The sequence below is a fragment of the Pantanalinema sp. genome, assembly GCA_036704125.1.
GTDB lineage: Bacteria > Cyanobacteriota > Sericytochromatia > S15B-MN24 > UBA4093 > JAGIBK01.
This window is the reverse complement of record DATNQI010000037.1, coordinates 14,833-37,647: the sequence shown is the minus strand read 5'-3', so window position 1 is coordinate 37,647 and position 22,815 is coordinate 14,833. Positions and strand designations below refer to the sequence as shown.

At 67.9% G+C, this 22,815-nt stretch carries 21 protein-coding genes; 7 read left to right on the top strand and 14 right to left on the bottom strand.

What is annotated here, in order from left to right; all coding sequences use genetic code 11:
- Positions 1-47: 47 nt before the first annotated feature.
- From V6D00_06200 to V6D00_06180, 5 genes are all read left to right on the top strand, one after another.
- Entirely contained in the window at positions 48-2,228 is a 2,181-nt protein-coding gene (locus V6D00_06200) for a bifunctional (p)ppGpp synthetase/guanosine-3',5'-bis(diphosphate) 3'-pyrophosphohydrolase (protein HEY9898756.1), read from the top strand.
- Positions 2,229-2,238: 10 nt separating this feature from the next.
- Positions 2,239-2,796, top strand: coding sequence for an RdgB/HAM1 family non-canonical purine NTP pyrophosphatase (gene rdgB / locus V6D00_06195; GenBank protein ID HEY9898755.1), 558 nt, complete (start codon positions 2,239-2,241; stop codon positions 2,794-2,796).
- On the top strand, positions 2,793-3,272 hold the full coding sequence (locus V6D00_06190) for a YfcE family phosphodiesterase (protein HEY9898754.1): 480 nt from the start codon (positions 2,793-2,795) through the stop codon (positions 3,270-3,272). Before rdgB ends, V6D00_06190 begins: the two co-directional genes overlap by 4 nt.
- An 80-nt stretch (positions 3,273-3,352) precedes the next feature.
- Positions 3,353-3,799 (top strand): universal stress protein, encoded by a 447-nt coding sequence (locus V6D00_06185; protein ID HEY9898753.1) that lies wholly within the window; start codon positions 3,353-3,355, stop codon positions 3,797-3,799.
- Positions 3,800-3,802: 3 nt separating this feature from the next.
- The gene (locus tag V6D00_06180; protein HEY9898752.1) at positions 3,803-5,443 is read left to right on the top strand and encodes a TrkA C-terminal domain-containing protein; all 1,641 of its coding nucleotides are present in this window, start codon (positions 3,803-3,805) and stop codon (positions 5,441-5,443) included.
- An 81-nt stretch (positions 5,444-5,524) separates the two neighbouring features.
- Here the strand turns inward: V6D00_06180 and V6D00_06175 are convergent, their stop codons facing one another.
- From V6D00_06175 to V6D00_06145, 7 genes are all read right to left on the bottom strand, one after another.
- The gene (locus V6D00_06175) at positions 5,525-6,106 is read right to left on the bottom strand and encodes a hypothetical protein (GenBank protein HEY9898751.1); all 582 of its coding nucleotides are present in this window, start codon (positions 6,104-6,106) and stop codon (positions 5,525-5,527) included.
- 52 nt (positions 6,107-6,158) lie between these two features.
- Positions 6,159-6,689, bottom strand: coding sequence for a hypothetical protein (locus V6D00_06170; GenBank protein ID HEY9898750.1), 531 nt, complete (start codon positions 6,687-6,689; stop codon positions 6,159-6,161).
- 422 nt (positions 6,690-7,111) lie between these two features.
- Positions 7,112-7,636: a hypothetical protein gene (locus V6D00_06165; GenBank protein HEY9898749.1), complete on the bottom strand. Its 525-nt coding sequence runs from the start codon at positions 7,634-7,636 to the stop codon at positions 7,112-7,114.
- A 345-nt stretch (positions 7,637-7,981) separates the two neighbouring features.
- A complete protein-coding gene (locus V6D00_06160) occupies positions 7,982-11,020 on the bottom strand; it encodes an SMC family ATPase (protein ID HEY9898748.1) in 3,039 nt (1,012 codons plus the stop codon).
- 72 nt (positions 11,021-11,092) lie between these two features.
- Complete coding sequence (locus V6D00_06155) at positions 11,093-12,385, bottom strand: exonuclease SbcCD subunit D (protein ID HEY9898747.1); 1,293 nt, start codon at positions 12,383-12,385, stop codon at positions 11,093-11,095.
- Entirely contained in the window at positions 12,382-12,861 is a 480-nt protein-coding gene (locus V6D00_06150) for a hypothetical protein (GenBank protein ID HEY9898746.1), read from the bottom strand. Before V6D00_06150 ends, V6D00_06155 begins: the two co-directional genes overlap by 4 nt.
- 95 nt (positions 12,862-12,956) lie before the next feature.
- On the bottom strand, positions 12,957-13,859 hold the full coding sequence (locus V6D00_06145; GenBank protein HEY9898745.1) for an AEC family transporter: 903 nt from the start codon (positions 13,857-13,859) through the stop codon (positions 12,957-12,959).
- 227 nt (positions 13,860-14,086) lie between these two features.
- On the opposite strand from V6D00_06145, the gene V6D00_06140 reads away from it, so the two are divergent.
- Positions 14,087-15,526: a hypothetical protein gene (locus V6D00_06140; protein ID HEY9898744.1), complete on the top strand. Its 1,440-nt coding sequence runs from the start codon at positions 14,087-14,089 to the stop codon at positions 15,524-15,526.
- Between the two features lie 99 nt (positions 15,527-15,625).
- Here V6D00_06140 and V6D00_06135 read toward each other — a convergent pair whose 3' ends face one another.
- The gene (locus V6D00_06135) at positions 15,626-16,633 is read right to left on the bottom strand and encodes a glycerophosphodiester phosphodiesterase family protein (GenBank protein ID HEY9898743.1); all 1,008 of its coding nucleotides are present in this window, start codon (positions 16,631-16,633) and stop codon (positions 15,626-15,628) included.
- A gap of 150 nt (positions 16,634-16,783) precedes the next feature.
- On the opposite strand from V6D00_06135, the gene V6D00_06130 reads away from it, so the two are divergent.
- The gene (locus V6D00_06130; GenBank protein ID HEY9898742.1) at positions 16,784-17,371 is read left to right on the top strand and encodes a tetratricopeptide repeat protein; all 588 of its coding nucleotides are present in this window, start codon (positions 16,784-16,786) and stop codon (positions 17,369-17,371) included.
- A gap of 287 nt (positions 17,372-17,658) precedes the next feature.
- On the opposite strand, the gene V6D00_06125 is transcribed toward V6D00_06130, so the two are convergent.
- From V6D00_06125 to V6D00_06100, 6 genes are all read right to left on the bottom strand, one after another.
- The gene (locus V6D00_06125; GenBank protein ID HEY9898741.1) at positions 17,659-18,168 is read right to left on the bottom strand and encodes a hypothetical protein; all 510 of its coding nucleotides are present in this window, start codon (positions 18,166-18,168) and stop codon (positions 17,659-17,661) included.
- A gap of 101 nt (positions 18,169-18,269) precedes the next feature.
- Positions 18,270-19,409, bottom strand: coding sequence for an ABC transporter permease (locus V6D00_06120; protein ID HEY9898740.1), 1,140 nt, complete (start codon positions 19,407-19,409; stop codon positions 18,270-18,272).
- A gap of 3 nt (positions 19,410-19,412) precedes the next feature.
- Entirely contained in the window at positions 19,413-20,381 is a 969-nt protein-coding gene (locus V6D00_06115; protein ID HEY9898739.1) for an ABC transporter permease, read from the bottom strand.
- Between the two features lie 13 nt (positions 20,382-20,394).
- The gene (locus V6D00_06110; GenBank protein HEY9898738.1) at positions 20,395-22,233 is read right to left on the bottom strand and encodes an ABC transporter substrate-binding protein; all 1,839 of its coding nucleotides are present in this window, start codon (positions 22,231-22,233) and stop codon (positions 20,395-20,397) included.
- 13 nt (positions 22,234-22,246) lie between these two features.
- The gene (gene secG / locus V6D00_06105) at positions 22,247-22,486 is read right to left on the bottom strand and encodes a preprotein translocase subunit SecG (GenBank protein HEY9898737.1); all 240 of its coding nucleotides are present in this window, start codon (positions 22,484-22,486) and stop codon (positions 22,247-22,249) included.
- Positions 22,487-22,626: 140 nt separating this feature from the next.
- On the bottom strand, positions 22,627-22,809 hold the full coding sequence (locus V6D00_06100) for a hypothetical protein (GenBank protein ID HEY9898736.1): 183 nt from the start codon (positions 22,807-22,809) through the stop codon (positions 22,627-22,629).
- Between the last annotated feature and the right edge of the window lie 6 nt (positions 22,810-22,815).

The window sequence follows — 22,815 nt, the reverse complement described above, 5'->3', positions numbered from 1 at the left end:
TCGCACGACCCACCGCCGGTATATAATGGAAGCCTCGGGAGACGGAAATGACAGCGATCGCGACGGAAGCCCTGATCAACACCATGGGCAAGTACGCCTCGCCCGAAGAGATCGATCTCGTCGGGCGCGCCTACGAGTTCGCCCGCGCCGAGCACGAGGGGCAGTTCCGCAAGAGCGAAGAGCCTTACATCATCCACCCCTACGAGGTCGCCCTGATCCTGGCACAGCTCGAGGCGGACGGGGCCACCGTCGCGGCGGGCCTGCTGCACGACGTGCTCGAGGACACCGAGGTCACGCCCGAGGAGCTGACCAAGCGGTTCGGGCGCGAGGTCTGCAAGCTCGTCGAGGGCGTCACCAAGCTCGAGAAGCTCAAGTTCTCCTCCAAGGAAGAGCGCCAGGCCGAGAACTTCCGCCGCATGTTCGTGGCCATGGCCAAGGACGTGCGCGTCATCCTGATCAAGCTCGCCGACCGCCTCCACAACATGCGCACCCTCAAGCACATGCGCGCCGAGAAGCAGCAGGAGATCTCCAAGGAGACCCTCGAGATCTTCGCGCCCCTCGCGCACCGCCTGGGCATGGGGAAGATCAAGTGGGAGCTGGAGGACATGAGCCTTCGCTACCTGCACCCCGACGCTTACTACAAGATCGCCCAGTTCCTCGGCGAGAAGCGCGACGAGCGCGAGCGCTACATCCAGGAGATCGTCACCAGCATCGAGGAGGAGCTCGCGCGGGTCGGCGTCGAGCAGGCGGACGTTTACGGCCGCCCCAAGCACTTCTACAGCATCTACCAGAAGATGCAGAGCCAGTCCAAGGAGTTCTCCGACATCTTCGACATCACGGCCATCCGCGTGCTGGTCGACAACATCAAGGAGTGCTACGAGGTCCTCGGCGTGGTCCACTCGATCTGGCGGCCCATCCCGGGCCGCTTCAAGGACTACGTGGCGATGCCCAAGCCCAACCTCTACCAGAGCCTCCACACCACGGTGATCGGCCCCGGCGGCAAGCCTGTCGAGGTGCAGATCCGCACCTTCGAGATGCACCGGGTCGCCGAGTACGGCATCGCGGCCCACTGGCGCTACAAGGAGGGCGGCGCCGCCCTGACCGAGGCGGACCAGAAGCTCTCGTGGCTCAAGCAGCTCCTCGACTGGCAGGGCGACGCCAAGAACTCGGAGGAGTTCGTCGAGACGGTCAAGGAGGACCTCCAGGCCGAGGAGGTCTTCGTCTTCTCGCCTCGCGGCGACGTGATCGACCTGCCCTCCGGGGCCACCCCGGTGGACTTCGCCTACCGCGTCCACACCGAGGTCGGCAACCGCTGCATCGGCGCCAAGGTCAACGGCCGCATCGTCACCCTGGACCACCGCCTCAAGAACGGCGACATCGTCGAGATCCTGACGACCAAGCACGGCCACCCGTCGCTCGACTGGCTCAACTTCGTCGCCACCAGCTCCACCAAGAACAAGATCCGCAGCTGGTTCCGAAAGGAGCGCCGCGACGAGAACATCACCCGGGGCCGCGAGGCCCTGGAGCGCGAGCTTGGCCGCACCGGCCTCGACCAGCTGCTCAAGGGCGACAAGCTCCTCGGCATCGCCCAGAAGATGAACTACAAGGAGGTCGACGACCTGATCGCGGCCATCGGCTACGGCGAGAAGACCTCCCTGCAAGTCGCCAACCAGATCCGCGCCGAGTTCGCCCCCCCCGAGCCCGAGATCACCCCCGAGTCCTTCAAGGCCAAGCCCATCGCCCCCAAGAGCCGCAACGGCACCGGGATCCTGGTGGACGGCGAGGCGGGGATGCAGCTTGCGATCGCCAAGTGCTGCTCGCCGGTGCCCGGCGAGCCCATCATGGGCACCGTCACCCGCGGGCGCGGGATCTCGGTCCACTCGACCGAGTGCCCCAACCTGCTCGCCGTCGAGCCCGAGCGGCGCCTCAACGTGAGCTGGGCCGGGGTGAGCGCGTCGGCGAGCTACCCCGTCGAGATCGCCGTCGAGGTCATCGACCGGGTCGGCGTCCTCAAGGACATCACCATCAAGATCGCGGACATCAAGACCAACATCCGCACCGTCAAGGTGCGCCAGGCCCGCGACAAGATCGTCATCATCACGCTGATCATCGACGTCCTGGACATGGCCCACCTCCAGCGCGTCATCGCGACCCTCAGCCGCATCCCGGACGTCCTCCAGGCCTACCGCGTCGCCAAGTCGCAGAAGGCCCGTCCCGTCAAGAAGTAAGCGAGCAGCCGTGCAAGTCTACCTGGCCACCACCAACGCCCACAAGCTGTCCGAGTTCAAGCCCCTCCTCACCGACGCCCCCTTCGACCTGAGCGCCATGCCCGAGGCCGTCGAGGTCGAGGAGACGGGCAGCACCTTCGTCGCGAACGCCCGCCTCAAGGCCCGTCAGTGCGCGGAGCGCTTCGAGGTGCCGTGCCTCGCCGACGACTCGGGGATCGCGGTCGAGGCCCTGGACGGCCGGCCCGGCATCGCCTCGGCCCGCTACGCCGAGAGCGACGCCGACCGCATCAACAAGCTCCTCGCAGAGCTCGAGGGCAAGGCCAGCCGGGCGGCGACCTTCCACTGCGCCGTGGTGCTCGCCTACCCCGACGGCCGCGAGATCGCGGTCGAGGGCGTCGTGAAAGGCCGGGTCACCGAGGCCCCCCGGGGCACGGGCGGCTTCGGCTACGACCCGGTCTTCGAGGTCGAGGGGCTGGGCAAGACCTACGCCGAGCTGAGCGCCGACGAGAAGAACGTCCACTCGCACCGGGCCCGCGCGGTGCGCCTCCTGCTCGAGGCGATGGCGTGAAGCGCCTCCTGGTCGTCAGCGACACGCACGGCCGCGCGAACCTTCAAGCGATCGCCCGCCTGGCCGAGGGCTGCGACCTGGTCGTCCACCTGGGCGACGGCTTCAAGGACGGTCAGCAGCTCGCGCTCCTTCAGCCGGTGCCGATCGTGCAGGTGCTGGGCAACAACGACCTGCCCCTGGACGTGGTCCCCGAGAAGCAGCTCGACATCGAGGGCTGGAGCATCCTCTTGACGCACGGCCACCGTCACGGGGTCAAGCGCGACCTGGTCAAGCTGGTCGGCTACGCCGACGACCTGGACTGCCGGCTGGTGCTCTTCGGCCACATCCACAAGCGCGCCTTCCAGGATGCGGGGAGGGTCCGCGCCTTCTGCCCGTCGAGCGCCGCCTACAACTACGATGGAACGCCGCCCTCGGTGGGGCGGCTCGACCTCTGGCCCGACCGCATCGAGCACCGCTGGATCCCCATCGACACCTAGCCACCACCGACGCATTCCCCTCAGCCTTCACGCCAGAATCCCGGGTCGCTCCGCGTGCCCGGGAAAGAGAAAGGACATCCATGCGCCGTATCCTCATCGCCACCGAAGGATCCACCGTCTCCGCGGCGGCCATCCGGCAGTTCATCGCCGTGCTGGGGACGCAGCCCTTCGAGCTCCACGTCCTCTCGGTCATTCCCAGCCCGGTCCTTCCCGACCAGATGCCGCAGGTGATAGCCGGCTACGACCAGCTGGCCGAGACGGCGCTCACGGCCCTCGACCTGGCCGCGGCCGAGCTGCGCGAGGCCGGCCTCGAAGCCCGGGGCCTCGTGAGGACGGGCGAGCCCGCCTCGACCATCGTGGCGATCGCCAAGGAGATAGGCGCGGACCTGATCGTGCTCGGATCGAACGCCCGAAAGGGCGCCGAGCGCCTGCTCCACGGCAGCGTGGCGGAGAGCGTGCTGATGCATGCGCCCTGCGGCGTGCTGATCTATCCCGTCGGCGTCGCGCTCGAGGCCGCGGGCGCCTAGGCCGTGTTCGACGCGCTGAAAGAGGGGCTCGGGCAGGCCCCTTTGGGCATTCTCTTCCTCACCATCGGCGCGGGCTATCTCCTGAGCCAGATCCGCCTGCGAGGCGTGGGCCTCGGGGTCGCGACCGTGCTGTTCGTGGGGCTCGGGCTCGGCGCCTGGGGGGGCGATCGCTTCGAGCTTCCCGAGTTCGTGGGGCAGTTCGGGCTCCTGCTCTTCGTCTACGCCATCGGCCTGGAGGCGGGGCCCGGCTTCTTCCGGATCATGAGGCAGAAGGGGGGCGGCCTCCTGCTGCTCGCCCTCGGGGCCATCGTCGGGGCAGCGAGCCTCACCTGGCTCGCCGCGCAGCGGCTCGGCCTCGACCCGGCGCTCGCCGCGGGCCTCTTCTGCGGGAGCCTGACCAACACCCCCGCGCTGGCGGCGGTCAGCGAGGCGCTGCGCGGCACCCCCTCGGCCGCGCTGCCCACCGTCGGCTACTCGATCGCTTATCCGCTGGGGGTGGGGCTGCCCCTGCTCCTCGCGGAGCTGACCCTGCGCCTGGGCCGGATCGACGTGGCGGCCGCGGCACGGCAGGCGGAGCACGACGGCGGGGAGGAGAGCGAGCCCGCCAGCTCCCGCAACCTCCGGCTCACCAATCCCGCCATGATCGGCGCGCCCATCGAGTCCACCCCCCTTTCCAGGATCGGCGTGCGGGTCAGCCGCGTCCAGCGCGGGGACCACGTGATGGTCGCGACCGCGGGGACGGCGCTCGAGGCGGGGGACATCCTGCACGTGGTCGGCAGCCCGGAGGGGCTCGCGCAGGCGGGGAGCCTGCTCGGCCCCGAGGCCCAGGGCGAGCCCGGCCCCGAGACCCGGCGCGACGAGGTGGACTTCCGCCGGATCATCCTCTCCAACCCGCGCCTGGTGGGCAGGCGCCTCGGCGACATCGCCCTCGAGAACCGCTGGGAGGCGGTCGTCACCCGGATCCGGCGCGGCGATCTCGACTTCGTCCCTTCCGACGACACCGTGCTGGAGCGCGGAGACCGGCTGCGCGTGGTCGCGCGGACCGACCAGATGGCGGCGGTCGCCCGCTACTTCGGCGACTCGTTCAAGGGGATCAGCGAGACCGACTTCCTCTCGCTCTCGCTCGGCGCCCTCATGGGGATCGCGCTCGGCCTCTTGCGCGTGCCGCTGCCCGGGGGGATGCACCTGCAGCTCGGGCTCGCGGGCGGCCCCCTGCTCGTGGCCCTTCTGCTCGGCCGGCTCGGCCGCACGGGCCCCATCATCTGGAGCCTGCCGCTCGCGGCCAACCAGGCGCTTCGCCAGCTGGGGCTGGTCCTGTTCTTCGCTGCCGTGGGCCTGCGTTCCGGCCGGCACTTCGCCGCGGCGCTGAGCGCCCACGGGCCGGAGCTGGTCGCGGTGGGGGCGGCAGCGACCCTCGCCTCCAGCGCGGTCCTGCTGTGGGGAGCCATGGGGCTGCTCAAGACGGACTGGGTGAGCGCCGCCGGGCTCATGGCCGGCGGGCAGACCCAGCCGGCTCTGTTGAGCTTCGCCTCCGAGCGATCGCGCTCGGACGCCCCCAACCGCGTCTACGCCGCCATCATGCCCCTGGCGATGATCGCCAAGATCCTGGGCGCCCAGCTTTTGCTGTGGTGGCTCTCCCGCTAGAGCAGAGCGCCCCCCGGCTCGGGGGGCGCTCGCCTAGCTCGCCGGATGGGATGGGCGAGGCCAGCTCTCGATGATGCCTGTCTAGCGCCGAGCGCCGCGGCCTTCGCCTCGCCCGCTCCCGCGACCCTCGCCGCGGCCCGGGCGATCGCCGCCGCCGTGCCAGCCGTCTCCGCTCGATCCACCACCGCCCTGCCAGCCGCCACCGTGGTTCGATCCGCCGCCGTTCCCGTGGCCGTTGTGGTCGCGATCCCGGTTACGACGGTGCGGCCGGTGGTCGTCGTCGAAGACGACGACATCGTCGAAGAAGAAGGGGATGGCGTTCGCGAAGAAGGGGTAGCCGCCGTACCCGTAGGGGCCGTAGGGGGCGCCGTAGGGACCGTAGCCGCCGATGCCGTCGCAGGGGTTGCAGGGGTTCGTCGCGAGCGGCGCCGGGGGCAGCGGCTGCGGGCAGGGATCGGTCGTCTGCGCCACGGGGGGCTGAGGGCAGGGATCCGACACGGGCGGAGCCACCTGCTGCATCGGCTGGCCGCCGTTCGGCAGGATCGGGGCCGGATCCGGTCGAGCCGGCTCGGCCGGAGCGCTCGGCGCGGTGCTGCAACCGCCGACCGTGACCATCGCGGCCGTGAGGCCGACCACCAGACCGTGATAAGCGTTCATTCGCATTCAGTCTTTCCTTCTCTCGTGGAGGCACGCCTCGAAAAAACGGGCTCCGGGGTTACTTGCGGCGAGCACCCTGCTTGATCTTGACCGAGTTGTTGTTGCCGTCGATCGTGACGCCCAGGTTGTCGATCCGGCTCCCGCCGTGCCCACCCTGGTTGAAGACGACCTGGTTGCGGTTGCCCGTGATGGTGACGTCCGTGTCGCGGATGACGTTGTTGGGCCTCACGTCGTCTTGGACGACGACCGTATCGAGGACCACCGAGTTGAAGGCGAAGGGATCGAAGAAGACGGTGCTGAGGCCCGCCCCGTAGGGATAGTACGGAGCGCCGCCGTAGGGACCGTAGGGGGCGCCGTAGCCTCCGATGCCGTCGCAGGGGTTGCAGGGATCGGCCGCCAGCGGTGCGGGGGCGACCGGCTGCGGGCAGGGGTCCACCGGCGCCAGCTGCTGCACGGGCTGACCGCCGGCGGGCTGGACCGGCAGGACCGGGGCCGGGTTGGCAGGGGCCGCGGTGGGCGCGGTGCTGCAACCGCTGGCGGCGACGAGGGCGAGACCAAGCAGAAGACCGTTGAAGTGGTTCATGCGCATACCGTTCCCATCCTTCCTTCACGTTCGCCTCGCTCGAACCGAGGCGAGATAACCGGCACGTTTCTCGGCGGGAAATCCGGGTGAGTTAAGAGGACTTCGCTTCAATCTCGGGATTCATTTGATCGACTGAGCCGGTCATCAAACTTTCGATGGTCAATTTTTATCACGGGAGAGCAGATCACCCATACGTGCGTTTCGCCTAAGCGGGCCTGTCACCAGGCGCTTCACGCTTGATCGATCTCGGGGGATGAAATCGGCCCGGCATCCGTCTTTCCGGATAAGCACGGGTTTCCCCGGCGTGAGCAAGCTCACAGCTGCGATGGCAGGGATTTCGGTCGCTTACTTCGACCCCTGCTCGCTCGATGAAAAAAGCGCAGGGGGCGGACCAAGTCCGCCCCCTGCGCGCGAGAAAAATTCGCCGATTAGACCGGTTTGTCGTTATTCTTGCGATCGCGACCCTGCTTGACCTCGACCGTGTTCCCGTTGCCGTCGACGGTCACGTCCAGGCCGTCGATTCGCCCGCCGCCGCGGCCGCCCTGCTTGATGATCACCGTGTTGTTGTTGCCGGTGATGCTGATGCTCGAGTCCTGGACGACGTTGGAGGGGGAGACGTTGCTCGAGATGTTGTCGACGACCGGGACGGCGAACGGGTCGAAGAAGGTGGCGTAGCCGGGCAGGGGAATGCCCGTGTAGGGGTAGTACGGGGCACCTCCGTAGGGACCGTAGGGGGCGCCGTAGGCCCCGACGCCGTCGCAGGGGTTGCAGGGAGAAGCCGCCAGCGGTGCGGGGGCGACCTGCGCCGGCACTGCGCCGGCGGGCTCGAGCTGCTGGACCGGGTGGACCACGGGGTTCGGGGCGGCAGGGGCCGCGGTGGGCGCGGTGCTGCAACCGCTGGCGGTGACGAGGGCGAGACCGAGCAGAAGACCGTTGAGGTGATTCACGCGCATACCGTTCCCATCCTTCCTTCTCATTCGCCCCGATTGATCAGAGGCGAGACCACCGGCACGCTTCACGACGTGAAATCTTCGTTCATTGAGAGGAAATCCATCCTGCGAATCGGTTCAGGTGAGTTCGTGGGCCAGTGGTGAACTTTCGATGCCCATTTTTTAACACGGGACACCCTGGGGCCCGTACGTGCGTTTCGCCCAGGTGGCCCTGTCGGCGGGCGCTTTGCGCTTGCCCGTTCTTCGCCGCCCAAAACAGCCCCTGACCCGCACCTCCGAAGAAGCGACGGTTTTCAGGGGGTGAGCAAGGTCACACGCCGAAAAGGTGGGACTTGGCTCGGTTGCGTGCTATCGCTCGGCCACCCGGACCACGTGATCCGTCCACTGCTCGAAGGTGTCGTCGTGGCTGATCACGAACAGCTGCTTGAACGTCCTGATCTCGCCGATCTGGTGCGCGAGGTTGCTGCGCCGGTTCTCGTCCATGTTGGTGGTCGGCTCGTCGAAGAAGGCCATGTCCACGCTCGAGGTCTCCTTGAGGAGGGCGAGGCGAACCGAGAGGGCCGCGGCCATCTGCTCGCCGCCCGAGAGGTTGTTGAAGGGGCGATCGCGTCCCTCCTCCTCGAGCAGGATCTCGTAGTCGTTGCTCCAGCGCAGATGCACCTGGTGGTGGCCCGTGATCTCGCGGAAGAGGCGGTCGGCCTCCAGCGAGATGGTCATGAGGTAGGCCTCGGTGATGAAGGGGCCCGCCTCCTTGAGGGTGCCACGGGCGAACTCGACGAAGGACGCATCGGCCACCAGGCGCTCGCGCGCGGCGATCGCCTCCTTCATCTCCTCCTGCACCCGGGAGAGCTCGCGCATCTCCGCTCGGGTGCGCTCCAGCTGCTGCACGAGAAAGCCCACCGCCTGCTCGAAGCGGATCGCCTCGGCCTTGAGGCCCTCGACCCGCTCGCGCAGGCTCGCGTGCTCCTCGGCCTGGTAGGCGGCACTGCGCTCGCTCGAAGTGGAAGCAAGGGCCGCAAGCTCACCTTCGATCGCCTCGAGACGCGAAAGCGCGTCCCGGTGGGCCTGATGGCGAGCCGCAAGCTCGTCGGCGACACCGGCCACCGCGAGGTAACGCTGGTAACCCGCCTCCGACGCCTTCTTGCGATCGCCCGCTTGCAGCAGGCGCGTGTCGAGTTCGGCGAAGGGCAAAAGGCGCTCGTCCAGGGCCGAAAGCGCAGCGGTCTGCTCCCGAGCCGCGGTGGCCTGAGCGGAACGCTCGGCCTCGAGCCGGGGGCGCTCGGCGATCGCGCGCTCCAGGGCCCGGTCGCGCGAGCGGGGATCCCCCAGCTGTACAAGCTCCTGCTCGACGGCAGCGAGACGCTCGGCGAGCGCGCCGTGGGCCTTGGCCGCCGCTTCGTCGGCCTCGATGGCCGAGCGGCGATCGGCCTGCTCCTTGACCACGGCGTCGCGCTGGGTGGCGAGGCCCTCGCGCTGGGCGTAGCGCCCCGCCTCGGCCTGGGCCTTGGTCAAGGCCTCGCGGGCCGTCGCGATGGCGCGCGAAAGCGCCTCGCCCTCGGCCGAAGCGCCCGCGACGGCGGCGTCCGCCTTGGCCAGAGCGGCGAGCGCCGCCTCGTGCTTTTCGAGCGCGAGCTTGGCCTCGTCGTGCTGCAAGCGCACGCCGTCGAGCGTGGCGACCTGCTTGCTCGCGTCGCTCGCCTCTTTCCAGCGCCTGCGCAGGTCCAGGATCTCCGCGCCCAGGGCCTTGGCCTTGGCCTCGCCCTGGGCGATGACGTCTTGGTAGTAAGCCTCGGGCGACTGGCCTTCGAGGATGGGGCAGCCGACGTTGAGGATGGGGCACAGGTTGCCGGCCTGGAACTGGGTCGAAGCCTGGCGATCGCGCGCAAGCTCGGCCTCCACCAACGAGAGGCGATCGCGCAGGGCCTGCCCCTGCTCGGTCAGGGCGTCGAGCTGAGCAGCGATCTTGCGCAGCGGCTCCTTCTCGGCCAGGGTCGCGGCGTGGGCCGTGACGGCGCGGCGCTCCCTGGCGGCCTCCTCCTCGAGCAGCTTGCGGCGGCTCTCGCGCTCCTTGCGCTGCAACTCGGCCTCGCGAAATGCCGCAAGCAACGCTTCCTGCTCCTTGAGCGAGGCCTCCAGGGTCGCGACGCGAAGGGGCGCCTCGGCGAGTGCGTCGATGGCGCCGAGCTCGGCCTCGATCTTGCTCAGGCGCTCGGCCCAGGTGGCATGCTCGGCGCGGGTCCGCGCGAGGCGCTCTTCGAGGGCCTTGAGTTCCAAGAGCTTGGCCTTGAGGTCCGAGAGCGCCGCCTCGTGCCTCGCCTGGGCCTCGACCTGGGGCCGCAGGGCCTCGCGGGCCTCGGCGTCCTTTTCGAGCGCCGTCAAGCGCGACGCGAGGGTCTGCAGCGCGAAGGTCGCCTCGTCCAGCTTGCGCTGCACCCCGGCGCGCTCGGACCTGAGGGCGTCACGGGCCTTGAGATCGGCTTGAAGCGCGGTGAGGTCCTTCTCCGCGGCCTGATACGCCCGGTAATCGCCTTCGAGGGCCTTGCGCTCGCTCATGGCGCGCTCGGCCTCGCCGACGCGCGCCTGGGCCGCGTCGCGCTCCTTGCGGGCGTAATCGCGCCTGGTCCCGAGGGTCTCGAGGTCGCGCCGATCCTGGGCGATTGCCTTCTCCAGGGCGTCCACCTCGACGAGGCGCCCCTGATAGAGGGCGAGCTCCTTGGTGGCGCGCGAGAGGCGCTCCTCGGTCGAGCGCTGCTCGGTCTCGAGCTGGGCCTGCTGCACCTCGAGGTCCGGCATGCGCAGGAGGCGTCCCTGGTAGCCCGCAAGCTCCTTGTCGGCCTCGTTGATCCGGCCCTGGAAGTGCTGCAGCGTCTCCTTGAGGGCATCCGAGGACTGGCGGTACTCCTCGACCCTCAGGATGCGGTCGAACACGGCCTTGCGGCGCGTGGCGGTGTCCATGAAGACCGCGGTGAAGGTGCCCTGCGGCACGCCGATGGTGGTGCGGAAGAACTCGTCCAGGTCGGTGTCGGGCGCGACCCCCAGGTGCTCGCGCAGCCAGGCGAGCACGTCCGTCTTCTGCTCGGCCACGCGGGTCTTGGTCGCGGGGTCGTAGACGTAGTAGGTGGACTTGGTGTTGCGGACGACCGTGTACTCGCGCTCGTCCACCCCGGACTCGAAGGTCACCCGCACGGTGCCCGTCGTCGCGCCCCGGCGCAGGAAGTCCTCCTTCTTGTAGGGGAGGCTGTCGAAGAGGGCGAAGCCGATGGCTTCGAGGATGGTGGACTTGCCCGCGCCGTTGGGCCCGGAGATGGCGTTGGTGCCCAGCATGAACTCGAAGCGGTCGTGGGTGTACCGCTTGATGTTCTCCAGCTCGACCGAGACGATGTGCATCTTATAACCCTTTCCCCCCCTCGATGGGGGGGACGCAAGGGGGGGTGATCGCCGGCGAAGCCATGGCGTTCATTAACCGAGCTCCGACAGGGCCCGGGTCAGGTACGAGGCGATCTCGGCGGGGGGCGCCCCTGCGATCGCCTGCTGCTTCAGGGAGAGCACGACCTGGCCGTAGGCCTCGGCCCTGGGCTGGTAGCGCGCATCCCGGCTCACCAGGTCCTTGACCACCTGGCGCTCCAGCTCCTTTCGGTCCATGCCGATGGCCGCCCCCGGCGCCACCGCGTACTCGGCGGGGATGGCGTCGTACTTCACGCGGGGCAGCAAGGGATCGCAGTGCGCGACGATGAGCTGAGCGACCGCGTCCAGGTCCAGCTCGTGGCGCTTGAAGCCGAGGGTCCCGTGGAGGGTCAGCTCCACCACGGGCTTGGCGACCGTCTCGTCGGTGGGCCACTTGGGCTTGCACCGCGGCCACTCGCGCCTCAGGTGGGCCTCGATCGCCTCCATCGTCTCCTCGGGCGAGGCGAAGGGACTCACGTCCAGCTTCAGGCGGTGGAAGGGGCGCGAAGGGTAGTCGGTGATGTGGGTGGCGACGTGGGTGCGCGCCTCGGGGTCGATCTCGACCAGGTAGGCCCCGCGCTCCTCGCGGTACTCGCCCACGTTGGCGGCCTCCAGGCTGCCCGGGTTGTAGATCCAGCCCGACTCCTCGTAGCGCTTGTGGATGTGGCCGAGCGCCAGGTAGTGGACGCCGGCCTCCTTGAAGGGCTTGAGCTGGTGGTGGGTGACGCCGCCCGAGTAGTGGTCGAGGTAGCCGTCCAGCCCCGTGTGGAACATCAGGAGGGTGTAGGGATCGCCGGGAAGCCGCGCGATGGCGTCCGCCAGCGGCTTGATGACCGCGGCGGTGGTGGCCCCGTACCACCTGGATCCCACGATCCTCACGCCCTTGAAGTCCAGGTAGCCCCCGTGGTGCTCCTCGTCGCTCCAGGGGTTCAGCACGATGCTGCCGTCCTCCTGGTGCTCGGGCTCGAGCAGGCGGAACCAGCCCCAGTCCGACAGGTAGCGCAGCCAGGTGACCTGGCTCGCGTGGCCCGAGCGGTCGTGGTTGCCCTCGATGGCGAAGACCGGGATCCCCGCCTCCTTGAGCTCCTTGAAGACGACGGTCGCCTGGGTCAGGACCCGCGGCTCGATGTTGCGCTTGTCGAAGAGATCGCCGGCGATCACGACGAAGTCCACGCCCTCCTCCACCCCGTAGCGGACGACGACGTGGTGCAGCGCGCGGAAGAAGTCCTTGCTGCGCTCCTCGTGGTGGTACGGGGTGGCGCCCAGGTGGAGGTCGGCGACGTGCAGGAACTTGAGCGGGCGGCTCAAGCGAGGACCTCTTGCGCCTTGGCGGGGATGGCGATCCAGAGCCAGAGCACGCCGAGGGCGCTCGCGCCGATGTAGGTCAGCGAGTGGGACGTGGGGGCCCCCATCGCGTGCAGGACCAGGCCGAGGACGGCGGGGGCCTCTAGCATGGCCGCCACGATGAAGGTCTGCGTGCGCAGGGCGATCGCGCGCGGGGTGGGGCCCGGCTCGCGCTCTGCCTTGCCGAACTTGCGGGCGGGAAGCTCCTTCATCTTCTTGGTGGGCAGCTTGCGCCAGTAGATGAAGCCCGCGAGCAACAGGGCGTTGGCCACCACGAGGAAGACGACCTCGAGGAGGTTGAGGGTCGGGTTCTGCGCGGCGGGCGCGACCTTCCACAGCCAGACGACGATCGCGCTGTAGGCCACCACCGTGAGGAACATGCCCCCCACCGACGTGCGGAGGTCACGGGCAAAGCGGGCACGGTCTTCGGCTGCGGACATGGGGGCTCCTTCAAGCACGGTGCGGATCGACACAGGCGCGGGAAATCGCGGCCACCGCCTGTTTTCACCATCCTAGCAGATTTGAGAGGGCGTGCTCAAAGCCCCAGCAGCCAGTACCAGACGGGCAGGGTCACCAGGCCGCAGAACAGGGTCGCCATCAGGCCGTTCACGACGAACACCACGTCCAGCCCGTAGATCACCGCGATCGACAGGCACGACAGCATGGCCGGCATGGCCGCCTGCAGCACCGAGGCCTGCAGGAAGGCCGGCGGCAAGCCGAAGAGCCTCGCCGCCGCGAGGACCGCCAGCGGGACGAGGACCAGCCGCACCAGCACCACCGCTCCGACCAGGTGCGAGTCCTGGCGCCAGTTGCCCGGCCGGATCGCGAGGCCCAGGGAGAACATGATGAGCGGCGTCGTCATGTCGGCGACCCGCAGCAGGGCGCCCTCCAGCCAGGGAGCGATCGAAACGCCGTGCAGCGCGAAGCCCAGGACCAGGGCGTAGAGGGGCGGGAAGGCCAAGAGCTTGCGAACCAGCTCGAGCGGCCGGACCGACGCGCCGCTTGCGCCGCTCGCGATCGCGATCCCGAGCGTGTTGAGCAGGACCGAGGTGCCGAGCTGATCGTAGAAGATGCCGACGGTCAGGTGATCAGGCCCGTAAAGCGCGGAGAGGACGGGATAGCCGATGAAGGCGGTGTTGCCGAAGGCCATGAGCAGCATGACCGCCCCTGCCTGGGCCTTCGAGAGGCGACCCAGGCGCGCGATCACCCAGCCGGCGCCGGCGCCGAGCAGGATCGAGAACCAGGCGATCGCCGGGATGACCGCGTACGACCACGACAGGGTGGCGTGGTGAAGGGAGAGGAAGACCAGGACGGGAAGGCAGAAGTTGAGGACCAGCTGGTTGATGTCGCGGGTCGCGTCGGGGCCCACCAGGCGCAGGCGGCGAAAGGCGTAGCCTGCAGCGATCATCAGGGCGAAGAGCAGAGCGGTACTCCACATGGGCATCGGCTTTCATCGCTCGGTTGCGGCCGCATCCCAGGCGCCGAGCGCCATGCCGCCCTTCCACTATAGCACCAGCACGACGCCCAAGGGCTTTCTCCATGCGGCCGCCGGAGGGGCGCCGAAACGGGCTTCGCGCACCGCAGGGGCGAAAGAGCATCCGTTTACCGGGGCCCGGCTTCGGGCTAGAACAGGGCTCGTCCACGAAGAGCAAAAGGAGGCGGTCCGTGAAGAACCGGACGTTCGGCGCGGCAATCGGCGTCGCCGCGAGCCTGAGCATCCTCTTTGGCTGCAAGGGTCCGGGAGCGCCGTGGGAGGTCGCCGCCCTGAACTGGGGGGGCCTGCCCGTGCAGCAGGCTCCCCACGCCTCGGCCACCCTTTCGCTCACCCTGTACGGCGACCAGTGGGCGCTGGTCACCGACGCGCGGTCCGTCAGGCTGGCGGCGGGCGACCAGATCATCCGCTTCCCCGGGGTCCCCGGCCAGACCGACGGCCGCAACGCCTACCTCCAGGTGCCGGCCCGGGTGGACGCGCGGCGCTTCCGGTACGACCTCAAGACGCGCGACAAGCTGCTGGATCAGTACCACGGCAGCCTCGTCGAGATCATCCCGAAGGAGGGCACGGGCTCCTTGCAGGCCACCCTCCTGATGACCGACTCGGGGCCGGTCTACAAGATCGGCGACACGATCTACCCCGAGCCGCCCGGCAAGGTCGCCCTGCCCCCTCGCGCGGACCTCGCGACCGACCCCACCATGGAGTGGATCGCCTCGCTCGCAAGCGCCTGGAGCGGCGTGGCCACCGCCTCGTACGTCGCCAACCAGCTGGGCTGGCAGAGCGAGTACACCCTCGTCACCGACCGGCTCCAGACCCGTGGGGCCTGGACGCACTGGGCGGCCATCACCAACCGCTCGGACGCCGCCTACCGGGACGCCCGGGTGACCCTGGTGGCGGGGGACGTCACCCGCAAAGAGCACTTCGCCCCCATGCCCCTGATGGCCGGAGGCGGCCGGGCCTACGCCGAGGTGAGCCAGGGGGTCGTGGCCGAGCCCTACGCCGCGCGCTACCAGTACGTGCTGAGCGAGCCGCTGAACCTTTCGCGCGGCGCCGAGGAGCGCCTCAGGCTCGCGGAGCGGGACCAGGTGACGATTTCACGGAAGTTCCGGGTGGAGAGCCACGTGGCCTTCTACCGGATCACCGAGCCGGAGCTGCCCCAGAAGGCCCGCATCAGGCTGACGATCAAGAACACGGCCGCCTCGGGGCTCGGCATGCCCATCCCCCGCGGCAAGGTCGCCGTCTACACCCCGGACGCCCAGGACAGGCTCGCGATCGCGGGCGAGCCGCGCATCCCCGACACCCCGACCGAGCAGGACCTCATCCTGGACCTGGGGGAGGCCTTCGACGTCACTTCCAAGCGCGTGCAGACCGATTACCGCACGACCGACACCACCCAGGAGACCTCCTACCGGATCACCCTTCGCAACGAACAGGACGCGCCGGTCACCGTCGAGCTCATCGAGCAGATGAGCGGCGACTGGACCATCACCAGCAGCTCGATTCCCTTCGAGAAGCTCTCGAGCACCCAGGCAAGGTTCACCCCGACGATCCCGGCGCATGGCGAGGTGGTCGTGACGTATCAGGCGAGCATGAAAAAGGAGCGGCCGACCTGACCCCCTTGAATCCTCCCCGCCCCTCGGTGGGGCGGGGTCGGGGGTGGGGGGATAAAATCAAGTTCCTTGTGGCGAAGGCGGGGAATCAAGCCTGGCAGGTTACGACTCGGTCTGGTCCTCGCCGTCCTGCATCAGGCGCATGGGCTTGCCGTTGAAGTGGGCGTCCATGGCGGCGGCGGCCACGTCCGGGTAGTTGGTGATGAGGCCGTTCACCCCGCGCCCCAGGGCCTTGCGCATGGTCTTCTGCTTGTTGACCGTCCAGACGTTGACCCTGAGGCCGGCCTTCTGGATCTCATCGACGTCGCCCGAGTCGAGCATGGCGAGCATCAGGTTCAGGCCGTCCATCTTGAGCTTCACGGCCCGGGACAGGCGCGAGTCGAGCGGGTCCACCAGGCCCAGCAGGGCGAGGCTCATGCGGGGATTCTGCCGGCGCATCTCCTGCATGAAGGCGCTGTCGAAGGACATCACCTGCACGTGGTCGAGGTAGGCCCGCTGCTCGACCAGGCGGTTGATCTCGCTGGCCATGAAGGCGCGGTCCTCGGCGTCCTTGCAGCCCTTCACCTCGATGTTGAGCATGGCCTTGCCCCGCACCGCGTCCAGCGACTCCTCGAGGGTCGGCACCTGCAGGCCGGCGAACTCGGGCTTGAACTTGCCGCCCGCGTCCAGGGCCCGGATCTGCGCGAATTTCAGGTCCTTGACCTCGCCCTTGCCGCTGGTGGTGCGATCGACCTTGGCGTCGTGCATCACCACCAGCTGGCGATCCTTGGTCAGCTGCACGTCGAGCTCCACCATGTCCGCGCCGAACTCGGCCGCCGCTCGGAACGACGCGACGGTGTTCTCAGGAAACCGGCTCGAGAAGCCGCGGTGAGCGACGACCCAGGCCGGGAAGCGGGGCGCATGGAGCGGCACCGGATCGATCCGGTGGTAGGGGATCGCGCCCAGGATCCCGAACGAGGCGGCCCCGCGCGCGCTCGGCGCCCCCACGGGTCCCCCTGCGCAGCCCACGAGGCCCGTCAGCGCGCTCAGCCCAAGCACGGCCAGCATGCCGCGCAGCAGCGCGGTCCTGAGAGGGGCGATACGCTTCGAGCGCTGGGGATTGGCGAGCACTTGCACCTCCGTGGGGGGGGATTGTTGATAGGTTATCGTCATGTTAAGGGAAAGCTTGCTTCTTGAACAAGAAGCCATGGCGGAACGGCGCAAGGGCGTGTAGAATGGGCCCGGAACCGCTCATCATCAAGGAATCAGGGAATCACGGTTTTGAAACAGAAGGTCGTTCGGCGCGCCCCCCAGCTCAACGAGGAGATCCCCGCCAGGAAGCGCAACTGGGTGGTGCGCATCGGCATCGGCATCCTCGCCGCAGCCGTCCTGATCAGCTCGCTCGTGCCGCTGCTGAGCATCTTCGACCACGGCCCGCAGCCCCAGGACGCCTCGACCCAGGCCCTGCCCCAGCTCGAGGCCGCCGCCAAGGCCAACCCCAAGGACGCCGCGATCCTGACGCTGCTGGGCAACACCTACTACGACCTCAAGCGCTATCCCGAGGCCGCCGACGCCTACTCCCGCTCGCTTGCGATCCAGCCGGACGACGCCAACGTGCGGGTCGATTACGGCACCTCTCTCTTCCACATGGACCGCTCCGCCGATGCCAAGCAGGCCTTCGAGGCCGTCATCGCGAAGTACCCCGACCACCTGCAGGCCCACCTCAACCTGGGGGTCGTCCTGAGCTCCGAGGGCAAGAACGACGCGGCCCGCGTCGAGTGGACCAAGGCGCAGCTGCTCGCCACCGACGCCGGGACCAAGCAGCGCATCTCGGAGATGCTGGACTCGCTGGGCACCGCCAAGCCCTAAGCACGTATTGCCTGAATCAAAATGTCTGCCTGCGTCCTCCCCGCCCCCCGGTGGGGCGGGGTCGGGGGTGGGGGGATATGATCAAGTTCCTCATGCCTTCGTGAGGGACCTGATCATATCCCCCCACCCCTCGCATCTAACAAGACCAGGCATGTGTTGTGGTGGCCGCTGTAAGCGGCTTGATGAAACAGTTTCGTTAGACGTTCACCCTAGCCCCGCCCCACCGGGGGGCGGGGAATCAAGCGGACGGTTAGTTTCACACCGACCTGCTTAGAGACGGACCCGGCCTACTTACCGCTCTTGACCGTCGGCACCGCGTAGGCCGGCGGTCCGACCAGGTAGCTGTCCCCCGATCCCCCCACGTAGGCGAAGCTCAGGCGACCCTGGCCGCTCGGCGGCATGGTGTAGGCCTGGGTCTTCGAGACCGCCCCGGTACGGCCCGCCGTCACCTCGAGCGGCACCCCCACGGGCACCCCCGACACCCGGTAGCCGCCCTCGCTCACGGTCCCTGTCAGCGTCCTGCGGGTGGTCGTCACCCTCACCGACACCTTGGCCTCGCCATCAAGGAGCCGATACCCCTTGGGCAGGCCCGTGGCGGGGTCGATGTCCTCGCTGTCGGCGAGGTAGATCTTGCCCGTCAGCACCCCGACGCTCGTCGTGGCCTGGCTCGTGCCCGTCGAAAGGATCGGCGGAGCCTGGCGGAAGACGTAGGTCGTCGGCTCGGGCTCGGAGCAGCCGCCGAGCGCCACCACCCCCACCGCCATGCCGAGCAAACCGGAGCATGAACGTGCCTTCATGACGCAACCCCTCCCCGGTCTCCCATGCTAAGGAGGCGAGGAGGGGTTATCGAGAGGGGAAGCGCCGAAGAACTTGGGTCGCTTGGACTCGGCGCTCGGGATTAGACTCGGCGCTTGGTATCGAACGCGTCGCGCAGGCCGTCGCCCAGGAAGTTGAAGGCCACGATCGCGATCGTGATGAAGAAGCCGGGCAACGTCAGCCAGGGGTAGAGGGTCAGGCTCGGGATGTCGAGCGCCTGGTTAAGCATGTTGCCCCAGCTCGCCGCGGGCTCCTGCACGCCCACGCCCAGCATGGACAGCGCCGACTCGCTCAGGATGAAGCTCGGGACCGACAGCGAGGCGCTGATGATGACCCAGGTCGAGGTCTGCGGCAGGACGTGCTTGGTGATGATCCACCAGCTGCCGGCGCCCGCGGCCCGCGAGGCCTCGATGTACTCGTTCTGCTTGATCGAGAGCACCATGCCCCGGATGACGCGGGCCAGGCCCGTCCATGCGAGCAAACTCAAGATTGCCGTGATGACGATGTAGCGCTGGATCGAGGTGATCTCCCACTTCTGGGTCGCCGCGAACAGGGCCAAGAGCAGGTAGAACGAGGGGAAGGCCATCAGGGCCTCGACGATGCGCATCAGGACGTTGTCCACCCAGCCGCCGAAGTAGCCCGCGACGCCGCCCACCGTCAGACCGATGGGGATGTAGATCGCCATGGCGATGATGCCGACGGTCAACGACACCCGCGACCCGTAAAGGATGCGGCTCAACAGGTCGCGCCCCATCTGGTCCGTGCCGAAGAGGAAGACGTTGCCCGGCGTCTCGACACCGAACAGGTGACGCTCGGTCGGGATAGCCCAGAGCAGCTTGTGCTTGTCGCCCTTCGCGAAGAGCTGGAAGCGGTAGGGCTTGCTGCGATCCTCCCGGTAGCTCATGAGCTTGGTCTCGGGATCGAAGTGGCGAACCGCGTTGTAGACGAAGGGCCCGATGAACTTGCCCTCGTGCACGACGTGGATGGGGGTGGGCGGAGCCAGCGAGAGGGTGCGGTGCTCGGTGGCGTCGGTGTACGGGGCGATGAAGCTCGCGAGGAGCATCACCAGGTACATGACGATCAGCAAGGCGCCGGCGGCCATGGCCATCTTGTGCTTGCGGAAGCGGCGCCACACCCGGACGTTCGAGGAGACCATCTTCTCGTCGAGGCCGTCCTTCTCCGCCTGGGTGGCGTTGTTGGCGGTCTGCGTCAAAGCGGACATGGGCTAGGCCTCCAGTTTGATGCGCGGGTCGACCGCGGCGAGCAGCAAGTCGGCGAGCAGGTTCCCCACGATCAGCATGGTGGCGCCGATCATCAGGCCGGCCATCGAGAGGGTCATGTCCATGCCCACCATGGCCTGCAGCATCAGCTGGCCCAGGCCGGGCCAGCCCACGACGTTCTCGACCAGCGCGAAGCCCGAGAGCAGCGCGGCCAGGTCGTAGCCGAGGAGGGTGACCATGGGGTTGATGGCGTTGCGAACCGCGTGCTTGTAGATGACCTTGTTCTCGGGCAGGCCCTTGGCGCGGGCGGTGCGGATGTAATCCTCGCCGAGCACGTCGAGCATGTTGCCGCGCATGCGGCGCTGGAGGATCGCGATCGACCCGATGCCCACCGCGACCGTCGGCACGATCAGGTGATACAGCAGATCGACCGCCTGCTGGTACCAGGGGAAGGTGAAGGACTGCGGGCTCATCATGCCGCCGATGGGGAAGATCCCCGTGCGCGACGCGAAGTAGAGCAAGAGCAGCGCCAAAAAGAAGTCGGGGATGCCCAGGCTGACGAAGGAGAAGACCGAGGCGACCTTGTCCCCCAGCGAGTACTGCCGCACCGCGGAGTAGATCCCGAGCGGGATGGCGATCAGCCAGGTGAAGAGCATGGCAGCGAGCCCCAGGATCAGGGTGTTGCCGAGCTTCTGCCCGATCACCGACGCCACCGGGGCGTTGTAGGTGAACGAGATGCCCATGTCGCCCTTGGCGAAGTTGCCCGCCCAGCGCAGGTACTGGATCTGTACCGGCTGGTCGAGGCCCAGGCGCTCGCGCTCCTTCTTGATGGTCTCGGCGCTGACGTTGGGGTTCATCTCCATCTTGGAGAGGAAGTCGCCGGGCGCGAGCTTGGTCACCCCGAAGGAGATCACCGAGATGATGATCAAGAGGGGGATCATCTGGAGGAGGCGCTTGATGAGATAACGAAACACGCGCTACAGCTCCTTACTCGGCGTACATCTGCCAGAAGTTCACGAACGGGTGGTACAGGAACGTGGCCGTGAGCGCCGTGGGTTCGGTGTTCTGGAGGCTCGAGCGGTACACGTAGAAGGCCGTCTTGTTGTAGATGTGCAGCAAGGGCAGCTCGCTGGCGACGATGCGCTGCCACTCCGCGAACAGCGCCTTGCGCTTGTTCTCGTCCATGGTGCCGCTCGCCTCGCTGTAGATCTGGTCGATGCGGGTCTCCCACGGGTTGTTGGGGGCCTTGTAGGTGGACTTGGGCGATCGCTGGTTGAACATGTGCAGCGTGCCGTTGCTCGTCCAGAGGTTCGCGCCGGTGTTGGGCTCGGTGCTGCCGGTGAAGCCCATGATGCAGGTGTCGTAGTCCAGGCTCTTGCCCGTCCTGTCCACCAGGGCGTTGAAGGTGATCGGCTTCACGTTGAGCTTGATGCCGTTCTTCTCGAGGTCCGCCTTGAAGATGTTGCCGAAGGGGATCGAGTTGGGGCTCTCGGAGTAGACCAGGAGGTCGAACTCGACCGGGTTGCCCTGGTCGTCGAGGCAGCGGCCCTGCGAATCCCACTTGAAGCCGCCCTTTTCGAGCTCCGCCTTGGCCTTGGCCAGGTCGTAGGAGTACTTGGGCACGTCGTCGGTGTAGTAGGGATTGCTCGACGAGAGCGGGCCATAGGCCGGCTCGGCGAGGTTCAGGGCCAGATTGGAGATGACCGTGTCCCGGTCGAGGCTGTGGCTCAGCGCCCGACGGAAGTTGACGTTGTTGAACCAGCGCTGCTTCTTGAGCGGCACGTAGTACTCGCCGTTCGGGCCCTTGTCCCGGCTCATGTTGATGTAGACCGAGAAGCTGCCGAAGTCGGTGCCGCCGTCGGCGACGGTGAAGCCGCTGGTCTTCTCCATGGGCTTCATGAGCTGGTAGTCCTTGGAGCGGACCTGCTCGAGCATGAAGTCCGCTTCCTTGGCCATCATCTTCAGCGACTCGGTCGAGAAGTTGGGGGTGATGAGCAGCAGGATCTGGTCCGAGTAGGGCAGGGGCTTCCTGGCCTCGTCGACCCGCAGCCCGTAGTAGGGGTTGCGGTTGAGGAGGATGTGCTGGCCCGGGATGTACTCGGCGATGGTGTAGGGACCGCTGCCGATCAGCTTGGTGACGTCGTCGTTGACCCCGAAGGCCTGGTACAGCTTGGGACGGCCGCTCTTGTCCTTCTCCTTGACCAGGGGCTCCCACTGGTGCTTGGGCACGAAGGCGGTGCCGGCGACGGTGCTCAGGAAGGGCCCGAACACGCGCGGCAGCTCGAACTTGACGTGCAGGTCGTCGAGCTTGGTGACCTTGGGGAACTTGCCGTCGATCCGCACCCCATCGACCTGACGGTTGTCGGCGAAGTTGGGGCTGCAGATGATCTCGTTGAAGGTGAAGACCACGTCGTCGGCGGTGAGGGGGTGGCCGTCGGACCACTTGAGCCCCTCGCGCAGCTTGAAGACGAAGGTCTTGTTGTCGGGCGACACCGTCCAGGACTCGGCGAGGCCGGGCTCGACCGCGGCCGTCTTGGGGTTCGACTCGACCAGGCCCTCGTACATGAAGGTCAGGGCGTACTGCGAGTTGACGCCCTCGGCGTAGAACTTGTTGAAGGAGTTGGGTTCGCTCGAGAAGACGCCCGTCAGGATCCGTTGCCCCTTGCCGAGGGTGCCGCCCTGGACCTTGGGGTTGGGGATCGTGTAGGTGACCTTGTCGTAGGGCACCGGGTCGGGACGCTTGCTGCTGGATGCGGTGCAGCCGGTGAGGCCGAGGGTGATCGCCAGGATTGCAGGGAGAAGGGCGCGATGCAACTTACGGACCATCAGCAGCCGCACCCTAGAGACCCGAGCGGCCCATGACCGCCAGCACGATCGCCACCAGGACCCAGCAGACGGCGATGACCGTCGTGATCCGGTTGAGGCCGGCCTCCACGCCCTTCTGGCTTCCGAACATGTGCGCCTGTCCGCCGATGCCGGCGAGGCCCTCGCCCTTGGCGGAGTGCAGAAGTACCGCGGCGATCAGGGCGATCGAGAGGAAGACCTGCGAGATGCTCAGGAAAACTTTGAAGAAGGTCATTGGGGTCCTCTGACAAGCGACGTCGACTGCGCGAAAGGCGAAGAACACCCTTTCGCAACATCAGGTATAACACGCGGGGGAAGGTGCGTCAAACCTTCAAAGGGCGGGCATTCGCCGGTTCGAGGGGCCCAGGACAGGGGCTACGGCGTGGCGCTCTGGGACGCGTTGTTGCCGCCTCCGATGCTTCCACCCAGATCGGTACCGCCGCCGCCGGTGGTCGCGGGCGGGCCCGCGGGCGTGACGAGGTCGTCCTCCTCGACGGCGCAGGCGACAGGGGCCAGGGCCAGGGCGCACAAGAGCAAGAGCTTTCCGAGATTCTTCATCAGACG